We start from the raw sequence: 16,546 nt of genomic DNA on the forward strand, positions 1-16,546 counted from the left end.
AATATAATTAAATGAATAATCATCTAAGGAGGGAAGAAGATGTTGAAGAAAGTGTTAAGCTGCTTTGTCTGCGCTTTAATGGTTATCAGTTCGGTTAAGCCGATCCATGCGGCAAACACAACAGCGACCGGAAACTATAAAATTATAGTGGACGGCTATGATTGGGGACCGGCTGTCTCTAAAGCAGTGTTGTCATTGGATAAACCAATTGATAGTGTCGCTGTTGACGATTTAAAAGTGACAGAAACAAAGAATTGGTATCCAAAAGAAGATGGAACTAAGATTCAGGATTTTGCCAGAGACGTGACAGACATTTATTTATCTGATGAAAACGGAAACAAGGTATCATCTGGCAGTTCAAAATTTGTCACAGTAGAAATGAAAGTCGGACCGGATGGTACCGGATCACCATTTATTTATGCAGGATTAAATGACTGGACAGATCCTTATTATTTAACTTTTGAATTTCAAACAGGAAAAAGCTGGCAGTCAGGGACAGAGACAATTGATACTTTGGCTATTAGTCAAAAGTATACGGATAAAAATATTGGACTAGCAGAAAAATTTGAAAATAAAACTTACAATGCTGCGGCAGATGGAAAAAGTTATGCCTATGCAAGCTATGAACCTGCCGGATCTAACTTACCATTAATTATATGGCTTCATGGTGGTGGTGAAGGTGGAAACGATGCCTCTATTGTAACATTAGGAAATCGTGTGACCGGATTATTAGAATCAGGAACACAAACTGCAATGGGTGGCAGTGCCTATGTATTAGCACCACAGTCACCAACGATGTGGATGGATGGCTATTCAACCACTGATGGCGGAGATTCGATTTATACAGAAGGATTAATGGAATTAATCACTTGGTATGTGAACTCTCATCCAAATATTGATACACAGAAAATTTATATCGGTGGATGTTCTAACGGAGGATATATGACCTTACAGATGGTGACAACATATCCTGGTTATTTTGCGGCAGCATTCCCAATTTGTTCAGGGTATGCCTCAGCAACAATGAGTGATGAAAAACTAGCTTTATTAAAAGATTTCCCGTTATGGTTTACTTATGCACAAAATGATACGGTATTAAAACCGGATATTTTCTCTAAACCTATGATCGAACGTTTAAAAGCAATCGGAGCAACAAATTTACATGTGTTTAGTCCGGCAGACGTTCATGATACAAGCGGAACATACAAAAATCCAGATAATCCTGGACAGCCTTATCAATATAACGGACACTGGTCTTGGATATACGTTTTCAATAACGAGGCAACTGAAGGAGCAACAGAATTATTCCAATGGCTAGGACAGCAAAAGAATACAACTCAGACAATTGCGGCTTCCGGAACACAATCGATCGTTGTTGAAGGATTTGACTGGGGACCAGCCGTTACAAAAACAATCGTTTCTTTAGATACACCAATTAACAGTATTCAAGCTTCTCAGCTAAAAGTAGTAGAGAGCAAGCATGCAATGGATTGGTCAACAATGAAAGATGGTGTGTATAGTTTTGATCGTACAGTAACCAATGCCTATTTAAGTGATATAAACGGAAACCCTGTAAACACAGCTTCTGCATATATAACTATTGAAATGGCGGTAAGTCCAAATGATGGAAGTCCATTCTATTATGATTTAGCTTCAGGATTAAACAGCTGGACACAGCCTTATGATTTAAACATTACATTAAGAGATGGTGTGCGTTTAATCAGCGGGGATAAATTTATTGATGAGTTAAAAGTAACACCAACACCATCATCAAAAGATTTAACGACAGCAGAATTATTTACTGAAAATAGTTTTACTTCAGGAAACCAGACTTTAAAATATGCTTCATTCGCACCAAGTGCAGATGATGGTCAAAATCCACTGATTATCTGGCTTCATGGTGCCGGTGAAGGTGGAACGGATACAACGATCGATACTTTAGGAAATAAAGTAACGGCTCTAGTTGGTGATGAAATCCAAGGAATTATGAATGGAGCTTATGTATTGGCACCGCAGTCTCCGACTTTCTGGATGGATGATGGCAGCGGACAATATACAAAAGACGGAACAAGCCAATATACAGAAGTATTGATGGCATTGATTGAAAACTTTGTTGATTCACATCCGGATATCGATCCTAATCGTGTATATATCGGTGGATGTTCTAACGGTGGATTCATGACGATGAATATGATTTTGAAATATCCAACTTATTTTGCGGCAGCTTTCCCAATTTGTGAGGCTTATGATGATTCATGGATTACAAATGAGATGCTTGAAGGCATTAAGGATCTTCCGATTTGGTTTACTCAGGCAGCAAATGATACAGTTGTTGATCCACAAAAAACAATGCTGCCAACATATGATCGTTTAGCAGCTATGAATGCAGGTAATCTACATCGTTCTTACTTCGATGACGTGCATGATACGAGTGGATTATACTTTATGCCTGATGGAGTTTCTCCATATCAGTACAATGGACATTGGTCTTGGATTTATACATTGAATAATGAATGTGTAGAAAATGATGTGACTATCTTTGAATGGCTGGCAAGTCAATCTAAACCAGTAATCAAAGAAGGAACGAGTGTACCGGATACCTCAGATAAGAGCAATCTAGTAGCTTTAGGCGGATTAGCAGTCTTATCTGTTGCAGCAGGATATATAGCATTAAGAAAAAAGAAAGAAGAAAAATAAAAGGAGCGTATGGCTGAAAAGTCATACGCTTTTTTGATGTTTTAATAACTGCAACCGATAGTTGATATACAAAAAAGAAAAATTGAGTATAATCATGAGTAGTAAGCGGGGTGTAGAGGATGACATTAGGAGAAAAACTTTATTATTATCGAAAACGAACACAATTATCACAGGATGCTGTAGCAGAATACTTAACTGTCAGTCGTCAGGCTGTATCTAAATGGGAGAATGATCAAAGCCGTCCGGATACCGACAATCTGATTAAGTTAGCCAGTTTGTATAATATTACTTTAGATGAATTAATTACAAAGAAACAGCCGATTCCTTCTATAAAGAAAGAAAAATGCTGTTATTGTCATAAGAATGCAGTGTTTTATTATGATCATCAACCTTTTTGCAGTCCATCTTGTCAAAATGATTATGAAGTAGAAATGCGTTCGATTCAAAAGAATTTAAAATGGTTTTATATAGGCATAGCAGCAGGTGTGATAGTGATGTTTATTGGAGCGTTTTATCCCGATTCACTATGGCAGTCACGCTTAGTTGGCGGCAGTATGTTTGAACTGGGAACCATCATCGTTTTATTTCCTTATTGTACGCCACAGTCTTATGAAATGTTTGGATTTAAGAAAACAAAGGTAATCGGAAGAATTATTGGGATGATAACAGAGTTAATTGGTCTGGCTATTTATTTTTTTGGATAAAAAAAGAACCATTCATAAATATATACGAATGGCTGTTCTTACTATTGAAAAAGAGAATCATAGTCATAATACGTATAATATTCTTCAATGGTTTGTAAGTAATTTTGATAGTTATCTTTTGTTAAACGATATTCCTCCTGACTCATTTTACGAAGTATGTAACTATTTATATTTCCGTTATAATGGGATATATCCTTATAATCACCTAGATTGGTAATAATGTCAAAATTATTATTAAAAGAAAATAAAACAGTATTCGTTGGATAGTAACCCTATAATAAATATGGTCTTTTTCCAATTAGAGTACTTTGTGTGATTTATCATCTATATTAGATAATAGTTCCCAAGTATACTGAAAAATATGATAGGAAAATAACGGATGTTAAAATAGGCATAAAAAATAAGAGACATCACAATTAAGAAATATTCTCCTAAGAAATATTTTTTTAATTTGTTTAATATAGTAGCCTATAATGGCTACTGGCAAAAATAGAAAGATAAAAATATAGGAATTAAATAACATTAAAAACTTCCTTTCCCATTTTGAAGTATATTTATTTAATCAATATAAAATAGATCTCGTGTATAAATCTTATTTGTGACATCGTTTAATTCATCATTCATTCGATTCACTACGATAAGATCACTAATTTCTTTAAAGTAATCTAAATTTTTAATAACTTTGCTATTAAAAAAGGTAGAATCCTTTAACGTAGGCTCATAAATAACCAGTTCAATTCCTTTTGCTTTTATTCGTTTCATAATGCCTTGAATAGCACTAGCTCTGAAATTATCCGATCCACTCTTCATTGTTAAACGATAAATGCCTACGATTTTAGGCTGACAATCAATAATTTGTTGAGCAATATGATCTTTTCTTGTGCTGTTGCTTTGAACAATTGCGCTGATTAAATTTTCCGGTACATCTTGATAATTGGCTTTTAGTTGTTTTGTATCTTTTGGAAGGCAATAACCTCCATATCCAAAAGATGGATTGTTATAATGATTTCCAATTCTTGGATCTAAGCATACGCCTTCAATAATATCTTTTGAGCATAATCCTTTCATTTCTGAATAAGTATCCAGTTCATTGAAATAAGACACTCTTAAAGCAAGGTAGGTATTGGCAAATAGTTTAATTGCTTCAGCTTCTGTATTATTTGTAAATAAGACAGGAATATCTTGTTTGAACGCTCCTTCTTTTAATAAATTGACAAATGTCTGTGCTCTATCGCTTTTTTCACCTATGACAATTCGAGATGGATAAAGATTATCATATAACGCTTTCCCTTCTCTTAGAAATTCAGGTGAGAAGATAAGATTGTTAATTTTATATTTTTCTTTCATCTGCTTAATAAATCCGACAGGGACTGTAGATTTAACGATCATCACAGCAGTTCGATTTATTTCAAGGACAGATTCAATAATGTCTTCAACTGTTGAAGTGTCAAAATAATTTTTGTTTTCGTCATAATTTGTTGGTGTACTGATAATAATAAAATCAGCATTTTTAAAAGCAACTTCTTTATCAAGAGTTGCTTTTAAATTTAGTTCTTTATGTTTTAGGAAATCCTCTATTTCACTGTCTTGTATGGGCGAAATACGATTGTTAATCATATCAACCTTTTCTTTTAAAATATCTAAAGCAATGACTTCATGATGTTGTGATAGTAATGTGGCAATGCTTAACCCTACATAACCTGTTCCTGCTACTGCTATTTTCATATAAACCTCCTATTTTTAATTGTGGTAAAGTCTTTTTTTGTAGATAATAAAATATATAGATGAACAAACTAGATAAAAGGAACCTCCCGCCATTATTTGTATAAGAAGATTGCTTATGGTAGGAAGAGAAGATTGAAAATATGTACGTATTAGAATAAACATAATAAGTCCAAAAAGAATGAACGGAATACCGGATAATAAGCTATTAATAATGTGTACTTCATTTTTTATATAGTACAATTGAATGCAGACAACAGTAAATTCAGATAGAACCGTACCTATAGCAGCTCCGAGAATTCCAATTTTTGGAATTAATAATAAATTAATAATGACATTAATGACTGCCCCGATAATAATGCTGCGTGAATACTCCTTATCTTTTTTTAGTGGGATTAGGATCTGAGTTCTAAAGATGCTTCCAATAGAAATAATAATAACAATTATAGATAACATTTCTACAATGGTTATGGCATCATTAAAATCATTGCCAAGAAAGAGTGGAATAAGTGTTGGAGCTATAGCAGCAATGCCAAAAGATATGGCAGATGTAATAAATAGAATCGCAAACATAGATAATCGCAGATATTTTTTTGTTGTAACAGTATCGTGATTTGAATATAAATTTGTAATTCTTGGCATCATTGCGGTTGAAAAGGCGGTGACAATTCCCATTGGCAGTTTGACAATCGTTTCAGCGTAGGTATAGATGCCAACACTTTCGATGGTAGACATGGCGCCTAACATAAGCTTATCGATGGATAAATAAATATTTTTGGAAAGCACAGGCAGAAATAACATTAAATTTGGTTGGATATGTTTTTTTATATTAACCCATGCAGGCATTCGAATATCAATTGTATTTTTAGTGATTTTCCATAACCATAGTTCACCTAGCAAAACAGATAAGATATTAATTAGGGCATAAATCATAATATCTTGCTTAGTTTTAACGAATAGGAAGAGACAAAGTATAGATATTATTTTTAAGATTAGATTTCGAATGACAGTGATCTTAAAATTTTCCATTCCCCAAAAGAACCAGTTAATACTTATGCCTTGTCCAAACAACATAAGGGTATAAAGTAGATATAGCTGCTTGTTTGAAGCAAAAAAGGCAATATAAATAAAATAAATGATGATAGTGGCAATAACCATAAAAAATTGAGAAAAGACGATCTCATTGAAGGTGTTATTTAATTCTTTATGATTTTTGCATTGTGCAATTTCTCTGCTTCCATAGTTTTCTAACCCCAATAGTGCAAAGAGAACAAAGTAAGAAACAATTGTCTGTGCGTAAGAAATAGTACCGACGCCTGCCGCACCTAATACTCTTGAAATATACGGAGTAGTGATAAGGGGAAGAATGATCTGAATAATCTGATAAAAAGTACTATAAAATATATTACGTTTTAGCTTATTCATTTCAGTTCCTCTATTATCTTAAAAATTTTTATTTTTGATAGATCCCAAGAAGTTGTTAATTGGCAGGAATTTTCATAATAAAAAGATTGATTTGGTTCCTTTTCTAAAACTTTTAAATATTGGCGATATTCAGCACTTCCTCCAGCATAAGTGCCTTCTTGAACTATTTTGGCATATTTGGTGTTATCGGTAGGTAAGAATTTATAATGCAATAAAGCAGAAAATAAGGGGTAATGATAAAGTTTATTCTTTGAAATAAACCAGTGATATCCATAAAATGAATTTCTTTGCATTTTAATAAGAGGATATTTTGTAAGCAATGGTTTAAATTCTTTGTTTTTAGAGAATATTCTTTCGCGTGGACCGCCGCTGATATTAGTGAAACTGCCATCTTTTTTAATCACATAGCTATCTGTATCAAAAAAGGAATATTGCTTTACAATATCTTCAGGAGTATCAGTAGTCTGAGTTAAATCGAAGATAGTATTTTTTGTATACATATCGAGCATCATTGATAATAAAGCATTTTCTTTTCTGCTTTCTAATATATCTATCAGTTTTAAAATTCCTACTTTTTCGAGATGTGGATAAATGAATAACTCATCTGAGTCAACAATAAGATACCAGCGATCATAGCCATAATAATCCATTACTTGACGAATCCATGCATCTTTGATACTGGCATTAAAATTCTCTGATGTAGTAAATAGATTGACGTCAGGTTGTTTGTTTAAATATTCAAAGGTTCCATCTGTAGACCCATTGTCAATATATACAATATGATGAATATTTATTTTGCGATAATGTTCAAGCTGTAATTGAATGCGTATCAAATCGTTTTTAACAGCACAAATAAATATGGGTTCTTTTAAATTAACAGACTTCCAGTTTTCGTTTAATAATTTTACACTGGGATTCAGATATGCCTTTGCAAAACTGTTGAAGCCGGGACTGATATAAACATATTTTAGTAATTGAATAAGAGATATTGGTTTTAATTTGGTTCTTAAAGCTAAAAAAAGTGACCGATTATCTTTATGATAAAAATAAGATACAGTGTGCATTCCTCTTGTAATTTTGAGTATTATTTCTATTGGGATAATTTTTTTTATAAATTTTTTTACCATTTCTTTTACCTTGCAGGATTAGATAAAACATCTTTAACAGCATTTTCTAATATACTGAGTCCGTTTAATAAAATATCATCTTCAATGGTAAGCGGAGGTAGGATTTTTACTACACTGTCCTCTCTTCCGGCTCTTTCAATAATTAATCCGTTTTCAACACATTTTTGCATAACTGCTTTGGAAAGCTGAGCATCAATCTTTATAAAATCTATTCCCCAAATTAATCCAATGCCTCTAATATTGAGACGAACATCTATCGGCATAATCTTTCTTTCTAAAAAATCTTGAACTATTTTTTCTTTTCTTTTTACTTCTTTGTCTAATTGATGATCATGATAGTATTCTATTCCAGCTAGAGATCCTACAAATCCAAGTTGATTTCCTCTAAATGTGCCATTATGTTCAGCAGGTGAAAAAATATCATATTCGGGCTTTACCAATAGTATAGCCATAGGTAATCCAAAACCACTTATTGATTTAGATAAAACGACCATATCCGGAATTATATTTGCTCGTTCCCATGAAAAGAAATCTCCGGTTCTGCATATACCCACCTGTATATCATCTATAATCATGAGAATACCGTATTTATCACAAATTTTACGAATACCTTGGAGCCATTCTTTAGGTGCTACATTAACACCACCCTCTGCCTGTACGGTTTCCAATACAATTGCTGCAGGCAGATCAATTCCTGAATGATCATCCGATAAAATCATTTCAAGATAATCTAAAGACTGTGTATAGTCTTTAAATGCATTATAGTAGGGAACAAAGGTTACATTATTTAATGGTAACCCTGCTCCTAAACGGCTGTGTCTATCGCTAGTCATGGCAAGAGAGCCTAAGGTCATGCCGTGAAAAGCACCAGTAAAAGCAAACACATTTGTTCTTTTCGTATTTTTTCTTGCTAGTTTAAGAGCGGCTTCAACTGCATTTGTGCCAGTAGCTCCACAACACATGATTTTATAGTCAAGGTTTTTGGGAATGAAAATTTTTTCAGTAAATCCATTCAGCCATTTTTCTTTAGCTTCTGTATACATATCTAAAGCATGAATAATTTTATCTTGAGATAAATAATCTATTATTTGTTTTTTTATGTATTCATTGTTGTGTCCGAAGTTCATAGCCCCGGCGCCAGCAAAAAAATCAATATATTCTTGACCATCAATGCTCGTTAAAACAGCTCCTTTTGCTTTATTGAACTCAATTGGAAAGTTTCTGCAATAAGATCGCACCTGTGATTCTCTTTTTTCAAAAATATCAAACATTTTAATTCCTCGCTTTTCGTTTATATTTCCTATTTTTATAGGTTTTATCAATGGGTAATTGAATCCATTCTCCTAACTGATGATTCCATTGATCGGGTTTTATCGTCTCTAAACCAGCAGTTTCGTAAAACGTTAATTCACCTAGTTTGAGATGCTGGTTTGCATAGTTCCAGTCCACTCTTAAAAAATAAGTATCTTTGGCTAGCAAGCTCGATAATCTAAGCATTTCTTCTAGGAAGACTGGTTTTTCCATAATAGTGGTTGAATTTGGATAGCCCCCAAACTCAATGTCTACTTTTTTCCATTCTGTGCTATAAAAGTCTTCGGTAGGCGTATTAGTTCTTCCTTTAACCAAACCAATTAGTTTAGGAACACCATTAAAACAGAAAACTTTATAATCTTTTAATTCAAACCCTGATTCATCAATGAGATACTGTTCTGCAATGATTCTTGGTTTAACGTGCTTATATGGCCACTCTCTAGTGCCATAAAAATAATTTATCTTAAGACTTTGATTAAAAAAATTTCTAACTTTAGGAATATCTATAGCATTTTTATCTTTACATATAAAAACACTTCCACTGTCATGGGTAGCTTTCAATACAAACTGATTAGGCAATTGGTCAAAGTCAATTTCATCTGCTTGATCATAAACATTAATTAGTGGAACGACATATTCTTCCCCTAGTTTTTGAGAGATTACTTTTTTGAATTGATACTTATCCACAAGTTCAGTATATTGCTTTTTTTTGTCATTAAGCTTTAACCATTGCAATTTTTCGTTAAAGGTTTTGGGATGTTTAAAATTAATAAATTTTTTAAAATATTTATAGTATTGTAGCTGTAAATAAATTTTATCCGGTAGTAACTTAAATAGTTCTCTTTTAATTGACATGACTGAATACCTCTTGAATGTACCACCCAACAAACTTAGCTATACCTTCTTTTATTTCGATCTTAGGCTGATAATTCAGAATTTTTTTAGCGTGTGAAAAATCACTATATGTCGTATTCACATCTCCCGGCTGCATAGGAAGCTGTTGAATGATAGGTTCTTTTTTGATTGTCTGGGCTATTATGTTTATAAGTTCTCTTAATATAATAGGGTGACTCCCCCCTAAATTGAAAATATCATAAATTAGTTTGTCTTTTTGTATGACATAATTTAATGCTTGAATGGTACCTGTTACAATGTCACTTATATATGTATAATCTCTTGAAGTACCCCCATCTCCATACATGGGGATGGGCTGCCCCTCTAAAATAAGGCGAGTAAATTTATTGATTGCTAAATCAGGTCTTTGTCTGGGACCATATACTGTGAAATATCGCAAACAAGCAATATTCATTGTGAATAGTGAATGATAAGTATAGCACAATAATTCCCCCGCTTTTTTAGTTGCAGCATAAGGAGATATAGGATTATCTACTGCGTCCTTTTCACTGAATGGCACTTTCTTGTTGTTTCCATATACTGAGGATGAAGAAATAAATACAAAGCTTTTGACATCGTGAAAACGACATGCTTCTAATAAATTTGTTAATCCCATTAAGTTAACATCAACATAGAATGATGGATTTTCAATAGAGGGTCTAACACCGGCATTGGCGGCCAAAGAAACGACACCATCTATTTTGTTTTCAGCAAATATTTTCTCTATTAATTCTTTATCACGGATATCCCCTCTATAAAGTTTATAAAATGTATTAACTTCTTTTGCGGTTTGCTTGACTAACTCATAGTTTTTTTCTTTTAAATTTTGGTCGTAATAATCATTAAAATTATCTATGCTGATAACTTGTGTTCCCTGTTTAAGTAATTCTTGTGTAAGGTGAGAACCAATGAATCCTGCTCCGCCTGTAATGAATATTGTAGTCATGAATGACCTCCTTGTTTAGTATATATTTTCATGAAATAATATTTTCCATTTTTCAATAATTGTTGAGACAGAGTAATTATCTGCTATTTTTTTAGCGTTTTCAGCAATGCTCATTCTCAACTTTTTATCCCTTGCTAATAAGGACATTTGTTTGACTAGTTCCTGCTTATCTTGAACGGGAAACAATAGTCCATTTACGCCGTTTTCTATCAGTGCTCTTGGCCCTCCGGATGGACAATCTGTAGAAATGCAAGGTAAACCCATTGCCATCGCTTCCATTAAGGCATTCGGCATGCCTTCATAATCAGAACTCATAACAAAAAAATCCATGGTTTTGATTTCCTCATGGACATTATTACTAAAGCCTTTGAGAATAACCTCAGATTCAAGGTTTAATTGATGAATCATCGAGTGCAGGAGGTTTTCTTGTGGACCTTTTCCAAATATAAAAAGACGATAATTTGGAAAATGGATTAAAAACTCGGAGAAGCTTTCTAACAGCAACGGATAGTTTTTTTGGGCATTTAATCTTCCAACGGCGCAAATCATTTTATTGTTATTAGGCTGTGCTGTTGGTAAATCAGGCTTTAATGGATTCGCTATAACATAACTTCTTTTTTGGATTCCTATTGAATAACAGTTTTTAGCCTCTTCGGTTTGAAAGATATAACCCTTTGCTTTACTGTAAAGTAATTTTCTTAGTAATATGATGAACATATTATTTTTTTCCGTTTTAGGGGCATTTCGTTCAGAAATAAAGAGATTTTTTCTAGCAAATAAATTTGCTGTTAAGCTCATCACATTTTCTATTGTGCAAAAGGATATATATAGATCACAATTTAATTCTTTCATTAAATGAGATAGATTCTTTGTGATACCAATAAATTTTGTTAGTTTGTTTTTAAATTTAGGCAGCTGAATAATATGGACTCTTTTATCCAATGAATAATCAATTTTTTCTTTATTAAGCAGTAGGAGAATGGTAATGTCATATTCTTCACAAAATTCATTTGCTAGAGTAGAGATCACTCTTTCTGCTCCGCCTCCTAATAAGGTATTGATAATAAAACATATCTTTTTTTTCATAAAAACCCCCAGTTTAAATAGACTGATAGAATAAGTAATTAGGATCGATAAGGACCAAAACGAACTTTAGTATGTAGTAGAAAAGCATAAATAGTAAAAATGTGTATATCATAATTTTCTTAGATTTGTTTTCACATTTCTTAGCGCTTTTATAAATATCAGGGATCATAAGTATTTCTATAAAGCGAAAATAAATAGTAAACCGCGCTGCCAGTATTTCAACTGAATGAAACATAGAAAAGATAAAAATACCCAGTAAATATATATTTGCATAAAGTTTATTCTGGTTATCATTGTCTGTAAAAAAGGTGTAAAAAATATAGATAAGTAAGCGAATGATAAAAGTCACACTAATAATGGAAATACTAACAGTGTCATAGATCTTTAGTTTATGAAAAATATATGAACTGTGCAGAAAAGAAGTGTTAACCCAATTAATGATAGATAATATATTGACACTGGAAATTAATAAACTGATAAATACTAAAAATAGAATTAACTTTTTATTTTTTAGGTTAATATTCTTTAAAAAATAAACAGGAAGAAAGATAATGGCACTGTAGTGAAAGGTAATTGCTATAAAAACAGCTCCAAAAAAGGCATAAGGCTTTTCTTCGACAATAAAAATAATGGCGTAGAAACATATAGCAATCGCTAAGCCTTGCCGGATTTGTATGACATCTTGGGTTATGTAATACAGCAGGAAATACAACAACAAAGATAAGTAGGGAAGGGAACTGAGCTTTTTAATTGCTTTCTTTTTTAAATTAATGGAACAAAAAGCAATAAATAATAAAAAAGTATTAAACCCTAATCCTATCTTTTTAAATGTAAATATTAAAAAAGCGAATCCAGGTTCTAAAATAGTATTAATAACGTCTTTTATAGAATTGATTTCTCCAAATAGACCCCTATAAGATTGATAATCATCACTAAAATTTAACTGTAATCCAGCAAATAAAATAAGTAAGATAATAATTAATTGTTCTACTTTCTCCGTTTTATAATGATGTGTTTTTAAATACATTAATAAGATGAAAATTAAAAATATATTTAGTAAGTAAAGCATAAATCCACTTTTAATTGTTTTAGGTTATTTAATTTATGAATTGAGAATAAGAAGAGAAAAAGGACATTATTAAAACTAAGTGCTATTTTTTTCATATTGGGATTCTCCTTGGCGCTAAATTGCTTCGTTTCTTAAAATTTTAAGTATGCTTTGTGGAATTAATCCAACTATTAGTGGCTTGATCACATAAAATAATCCATTTGGCAGTAATCCTAGTCGTTTAAATCCATGATATCTTACTTGTGCTTCATCAAATCTATATTTATAGGCGCGTCTTTTATAAGCATTTTTATCTTCTCTAATCTTATATACAACCATTTGCAAATTGTATCCTCGTTTTCCTGAGGCATATAACCGCATCCATAAATCATAATCCTCTGCTCTCAGGGTTTCTTTACATACTCGATAACCGCCTAAATCAAGTAAATCCTTTTTGCGGATGAGCATGGCCGCATGAATAAAAGGAGGACCAAACAGCATATCTTTGTTTTGCGGATATTCCACATTTGTTCGAATGCCATATATGCCATATTCATCAAATAATTCTGCATAGCCACTTACCAAGGAAAATTCAGGATGCTGATCTAAAAAATTAATTTCCTCCTCTAATCTTGTTAATACGGAAACGTCATCAGCGTCCATTCTAGCGATATATTCACCATTACTAACTTTTAAACAATTATTCAGAGTTTGAGCTAAACCAACATTCTTATCGTTTTTAAGGAGTATACACCGCAGATCATTATTAATGAGTTTTTTAACCGTTTGATATGTTTCATCAGTCGATCCATCATCACATATAATAAATTCAAAATCTTTGAAAGATTGATTTAAAATGGAATCCACCGCTTCTTTTACTATTTCTTTATTGGGAGTATTATATATTCCCATAATAATACTAATTCTTGGCATAAGATTCCTCCTTATATATATCTGTCATTATTTTTTTAATATGATTTTTACTTATTAGTTTAAGGATATCCTCATTTTTCTCATGCTGAATTTCATCAGGTTGATTAACTAAATCTAAGATTATCCTAGCTAAATCATCTTTTTTTAAATCAAATAACCTAGAGTCATAATTACCTGACAACAAGTCACGATTTCCTCGAATGTTAGAAGCAATACATGGTAATTGGCAAGCTATGGCTTCCATCAATGCGACGGGTAATCCCTCCCGTTTAGACGGAAAAACGAAAATATCGCAAGATTTCATCGTCTCAATGATATTGTTTTTATAGCCTAATAGATGCAGACGATCATCTACACCTAGCTGCTCGGCTAAATCGAAGTGTGAATCTTTTAATAGTCCAATCCCACATATTAAATAGTGAATATTACTAGGTAGTCTTGGCAAAGCTTCAATGACAATTCTATGATTCTTATTTTCGTTTAACTCTCCCACTGAAAGCAATAATATGGAGTCTTTAGGGATATCAAGTTCATTAATAAGCTTTTCTCTATTCCCTTGAATAGAATTAATTTTATCCAAATCAATTCCGACCCCGGGGACATACTCCACTGTTCCCTGTTTTTTTAATTTGAATTTTTTAGCCGCTTCATAATCTTCTTTGTTAATAGCAATAAGTGTATCTGTATATTTTGCTCCATACCTTTCAATATTTCTAAATAAAAAATTCTTTAAAGGGTTATTACCTTTAAAGAAATGAAATCCATGAGCAGTATAAATCATCTTGGTATAACAATAGTTATTTGAATTCTTATTGGCTACTCTGCAGACTATACCCCCAATCGGTGAATGACAGTGGATTAAATCATAGTGCTGGGTATTCAATAATTGCTTAGTTAGACAATAGGCTTTCCAAAGTGACTTAATGTTCGTTATATTGCGGGAAAGCGGAATGTGAAAATAGTTAATGTGCATAGAATTTAAAATGTTTTTTAGTTCATCAACTTTGTCAGATGATATTGTACTGCCGCTCTCAAAATTGCAGGCAACATCCACTTGATAGCCCAATTTTTGTAGTAATTTTATGTTTTCCATGTTGAACTGAGCAATCATTGAGGCAACTGAGGCATACATCAATGCTTTTTTCATGAATTGACCTCTGTAATTTCTATTGATTTTGTGAAAGAAAACTTACAGTATGAAGTTTTATATTCGGATAAGTTCTTATCAATCATCAAGTTGCCAAAGATTTTATTGATACAGCTTTTCTTTTTGAATAATTTAATAAAGGGATTAAATAAGCCAATGAAGATAATCTTATGCTGATGAGTATCTGCTATTTGTTTTACAAGATCTTTGCTTGAAGTGTAATGTTCATTTTGCGGAAGAAAAATACCATGTTCGTTATTATCAATCATAAGTTTAATAAATTCCATTAAATTTCCTATAAACAGCATGCTTCTCTTATTATCTAAAGTTGGAAAGATTGGTGTTTTCCTAGCGAATTTAGATAGTAATAGATAATTTCCTTTAGATCCGGGGCCGTATATCATAGGCGGTCTTATAATAACGATCTTAAAATTGCTATCTTCTAAAGGACTAATCTTAATTTCAGCCTGTTTTTTACTATCTCCGTAAAAATTATCTGGAGTAAGCGGAGTATTTTTGGTGATAATTCGGTCTTTGCCAATTCTACCGCTTCCATAAACAATGATTGAGCTCATAAAAATAAACTGTTTAACACCGCTTGCTTTTGCTTTTTTTGCGACTTCATAAGTTAAATCAGTATTTACCCTATAATAAAGATTCTTTTGACTTTCATCAGGAGTGGAATGAGCTAGTCCGGCAACATGAAACACCACATCAAATTGAGTGAAATCATATTTTTTCCAACCTTCATCTTTAACATCCAATTCTATCGCCTCATAGTCCTCGGGATACTCTTCTAAATAATTTTTAAAGTGACTTCCTATATAACTATCTTTTCCGGTAATCAATATACGCTTCATAAAGTATCTTCTCCTTTATGCATTTCACCAGTGCCTCCCTCGATAACTCCGTCATGTTTCAATACAGTGGTAATCGTTTTAAAGAAACATTTGCAGTCAAATAAAAAAGACATATGCTTTGCATAGTCTCCGTCCAGCTTAGCTTTTATTTCAATTTCCAGTTCATCTCGCCCATTAATTTGTGCCCAACCGGTAAGCCCGGGTTTGATATCATTAGCGTGATACTTTTCTCTTTCATTTATAAGGTCATCTTGATTCCACAAAGCTGGTCTAGGTCCGATAATAGCCATTTCTCCTTTTAGGATATTAATGATCTGCGGCAGTTCATCTAATGAGGTTTTTCTTAAAAACTGCCCGGCTTTTGTTATGTATTGATCAGGGTTAGATAATAGATGTGTTGGTGTATCTTTTGGCGTATTAATATACATGGTGCGAAATTTTAGTATATAGAAGCATTGTTTGTCTTTACCAACTCTTTTTTGTTTAAATAAAATCGGGCCTTTGCTGTCTGTTTTAATCCAAATGCAAAGGACTAGAATGATAGGGCTAACCAGAATCAACCCTAAAAGGGATAAGATAAAATCCAATCCCCTTTTTATATAATGTTTATACATAAATACCTCCTTAAAAATAAAAAAGAATACAG

The 16,546-nt window shown here is 32.5% G+C and carries 14 protein-coding genes; 2 read left to right on the forward strand and 12 right to left on the reverse strand.

Annotated elements, in window-relative coordinates; genetic code table 11:
• Positions 1-39 precede the first annotated feature (39 nt).
• Together ACLRVU_RS04460 and ACLRVU_RS04465 are read left to right on the forward strand one after the other, a co-directional pair.
• Positions 40-2,697, forward strand: a complete 2,658-nt coding sequence (locus tag ACLRVU_RS04460) for a prolyl oligopeptidase family serine peptidase (RefSeq protein ID WP_412890862.1) — start codon at positions 40-42, stop codon at positions 2,695-2,697.
• A 119-nt stretch (positions 2,698-2,816) separates the two neighbouring features.
• Positions 2,817-3,401, forward strand: coding sequence for a helix-turn-helix domain-containing protein (locus ACLRVU_RS04465; RefSeq protein ID WP_412890863.1), 585 nt, complete (start codon positions 2,817-2,819; stop codon positions 3,399-3,401).
• Positions 3,402-3,959: 558 nt separating this feature from the next.
• Here ACLRVU_RS04465 and ACLRVU_RS04470 read toward each other — a convergent pair.
• The 12 genes from ACLRVU_RS04470 to ACLRVU_RS04525 form a co-directional block, all read right to left on the reverse strand.
• Positions 3,960-5,126: a nucleotide sugar dehydrogenase gene (locus ACLRVU_RS04470; RefSeq protein WP_412890864.1), complete on the reverse strand. Its 1,167-nt coding sequence runs from the start codon at positions 5,124-5,126 to the stop codon at positions 3,960-3,962.
• A gap of 15 nt (positions 5,127-5,141) precedes the next feature.
• Entirely contained in the window at positions 5,142-6,548 is a 1,407-nt protein-coding gene (locus ACLRVU_RS04475; protein ID WP_412890865.1) for an oligosaccharide flippase family protein, read from the reverse strand.
• Positions 6,545-7,675, reverse strand: coding sequence for a glycosyltransferase family 2 protein (locus ACLRVU_RS04480; protein WP_412890866.1), 1,131 nt, complete (start codon positions 7,673-7,675; stop codon positions 6,545-6,547). The genes ACLRVU_RS04475 and ACLRVU_RS04480 overlap by 4 nt, the downstream gene beginning before the upstream one ends.
• Before the next feature lie 5 nt (positions 7,676-7,680).
• Positions 7,681-8,946, reverse strand: a complete 1,266-nt coding sequence (gene ectB, locus ACLRVU_RS04485; protein ID WP_412890867.1) for a diaminobutyrate--2-oxoglutarate transaminase — start codon at positions 8,944-8,946, stop codon at positions 7,681-7,683.
• A gap of 1 nt (position 8,947) precedes the next feature.
• Positions 8,948-9,841 carry an ATP-grasp fold amidoligase family protein gene (locus ACLRVU_RS04490; RefSeq protein ID WP_412890868.1) on the reverse strand — a complete coding sequence of 298 codons (894 nt, stop codon included), beginning with the start codon at positions 9,839-9,841 and terminating at the stop codon, positions 8,948-8,950.
• Positions 9,831-10,826, reverse strand: a complete 996-nt coding sequence (locus ACLRVU_RS04495) for an SDR family NAD(P)-dependent oxidoreductase (RefSeq protein WP_412890869.1) — start codon at positions 10,824-10,826, stop codon at positions 9,831-9,833. Before ACLRVU_RS04495 ends, ACLRVU_RS04490 begins: the two co-directional genes overlap by 11 nt.
• A gap of 15 nt (positions 10,827-10,841) precedes the next feature.
• On the reverse strand, positions 10,842-11,912 hold the full coding sequence (locus ACLRVU_RS04500) for a glycosyltransferase family 4 protein (protein ID WP_412890870.1): 1,071 nt from the start codon (positions 11,910-11,912) through the stop codon (positions 10,842-10,844).
• A 13-nt stretch (positions 11,913-11,925) separates the two neighbouring features.
• A complete protein-coding gene (locus tag ACLRVU_RS04505) occupies positions 11,926-12,981 on the reverse strand; it encodes an EpsG family protein (protein ID WP_412890871.1) in 1,056 nt (351 codons plus the stop codon).
• A 114-nt stretch (positions 12,982-13,095) separates the two neighbouring features.
• Complete coding sequence (locus ACLRVU_RS04510) at positions 13,096-13,893, reverse strand: glycosyltransferase (protein WP_412890872.1); 798 nt, start codon at positions 13,891-13,893, stop codon at positions 13,096-13,098.
• Positions 13,880-15,040 carry a glycosyltransferase gene (locus tag ACLRVU_RS04515; protein ID WP_412890873.1) on the reverse strand — a complete coding sequence of 387 codons (1,161 nt, stop codon included), beginning with the start codon at positions 15,038-15,040 and terminating at the stop codon, positions 13,880-13,882. The genes ACLRVU_RS04510 and ACLRVU_RS04515 overlap by 14 nt, the downstream gene beginning before the upstream one ends.
• A complete protein-coding gene (locus tag ACLRVU_RS04520) occupies positions 15,037-15,900 on the reverse strand; it encodes an NAD-dependent epimerase/dehydratase family protein (protein ID WP_412890874.1) in 864 nt (287 codons plus the stop codon). Before ACLRVU_RS04520 ends, ACLRVU_RS04515 begins: the two co-directional genes overlap by 4 nt.
• On the reverse strand, positions 15,897-16,514 hold the full coding sequence (locus ACLRVU_RS04525; protein WP_412890875.1) for a sugar transferase: 618 nt from the start codon (positions 16,512-16,514) through the stop codon (positions 15,897-15,899). The genes ACLRVU_RS04520 and ACLRVU_RS04525 overlap by 4 nt, the downstream gene beginning before the upstream one ends.
• Positions 16,515-16,546: the final 32 nt, after the last annotated feature.

The organism is Beduini sp. (assembly GCF_047239305.1).
In the GTDB taxonomy this organism is placed as follows: domain Bacteria; phylum Bacillota_I; class Bacilli_A; order Erysipelotrichales; family Coprobacillaceae; genus Beduini.

Excerpts from the sequence above, each read along its gene's own strand:
- ACLRVU_RS04500 (WP_412890870.1), bottom strand. The coding sequence starts at position 11,912 with ATGAAAAAAAAGATATGTTTTATTATCAATACCTTATTAGGAGGCGGA.
- ACLRVU_RS04520 (WP_412890874.1), bottom strand. The coding sequence starts at position 15,900 with ATGAAGCGTATATTGATTACCGGAAAAGATAGTTATATAGGAAGTCAC.
- ACLRVU_RS04475 (WP_412890865.1), bottom strand. The coding sequence starts at position 6,548 with ATGAATAAGCTAAAACGTAATATATTTTATAGTACTTTTTATCAGATT.
- ACLRVU_RS04525 (WP_412890875.1), bottom strand. The coding sequence starts at position 16,514 with ATGTATAAACATTATATAAAAAGGGGATTGGATTTTATCTTATCCCTT.
- ACLRVU_RS04470 (WP_412890864.1), bottom strand. The coding sequence starts at position 5,126 with ATGAAAATAGCAGTAGCAGGAACAGGTTATGTAGGGTTAAGCATTGCC.
- ACLRVU_RS04460 (WP_412890862.1), top strand. The coding sequence starts at position 40 with ATGTTGAAGAAAGTGTTAAGCTGCTTTGTCTGCGCTTTAATGGTTATC.
- ACLRVU_RS04515 (WP_412890873.1), bottom strand. The coding sequence starts at position 15,040 with ATGAAAAAAGCATTGATGTATGCCTCAGTTGCCTCAATGATTGCTCAG.
- ACLRVU_RS04490 (WP_412890868.1), bottom strand. The coding sequence starts at position 9,841 with ATGTCAATTAAAAGAGAACTATTTAAGTTACTACCGGATAAAATTTAT.
- ACLRVU_RS04465 (WP_412890863.1), top strand. The coding sequence starts at position 2,817 with ATGACATTAGGAGAAAAACTTTATTATTATCGAAAACGAACACAATTA.
- ACLRVU_RS04510 (WP_412890872.1), bottom strand. The coding sequence starts at position 13,893 with ATGCCAAGAATTAGTATTATTATGGGAATATATAATACTCCCAATAAA.
- ACLRVU_RS04505 (WP_412890871.1), bottom strand. The coding sequence starts at position 12,981 with ATGCTTTACTTACTAAATATATTTTTAATTTTCATCTTATTAATGTAT.
- ACLRVU_RS04495 (WP_412890869.1), bottom strand. The coding sequence starts at position 10,826 with ATGACTACAATATTCATTACAGGCGGAGCAGGATTCATTGGTTCTCAC.
- ectB (WP_412890867.1), bottom strand. The coding sequence starts at position 8,946 with ATGTTTGATATTTTTGAAAAAAGAGAATCACAGGTGCGATCTTATTGC.
- ACLRVU_RS04480 (WP_412890866.1), bottom strand. The coding sequence starts at position 7,675 with ATGGTAAAAAAATTTATAAAAAAAATTATCCCAATAGAAATAATACTC.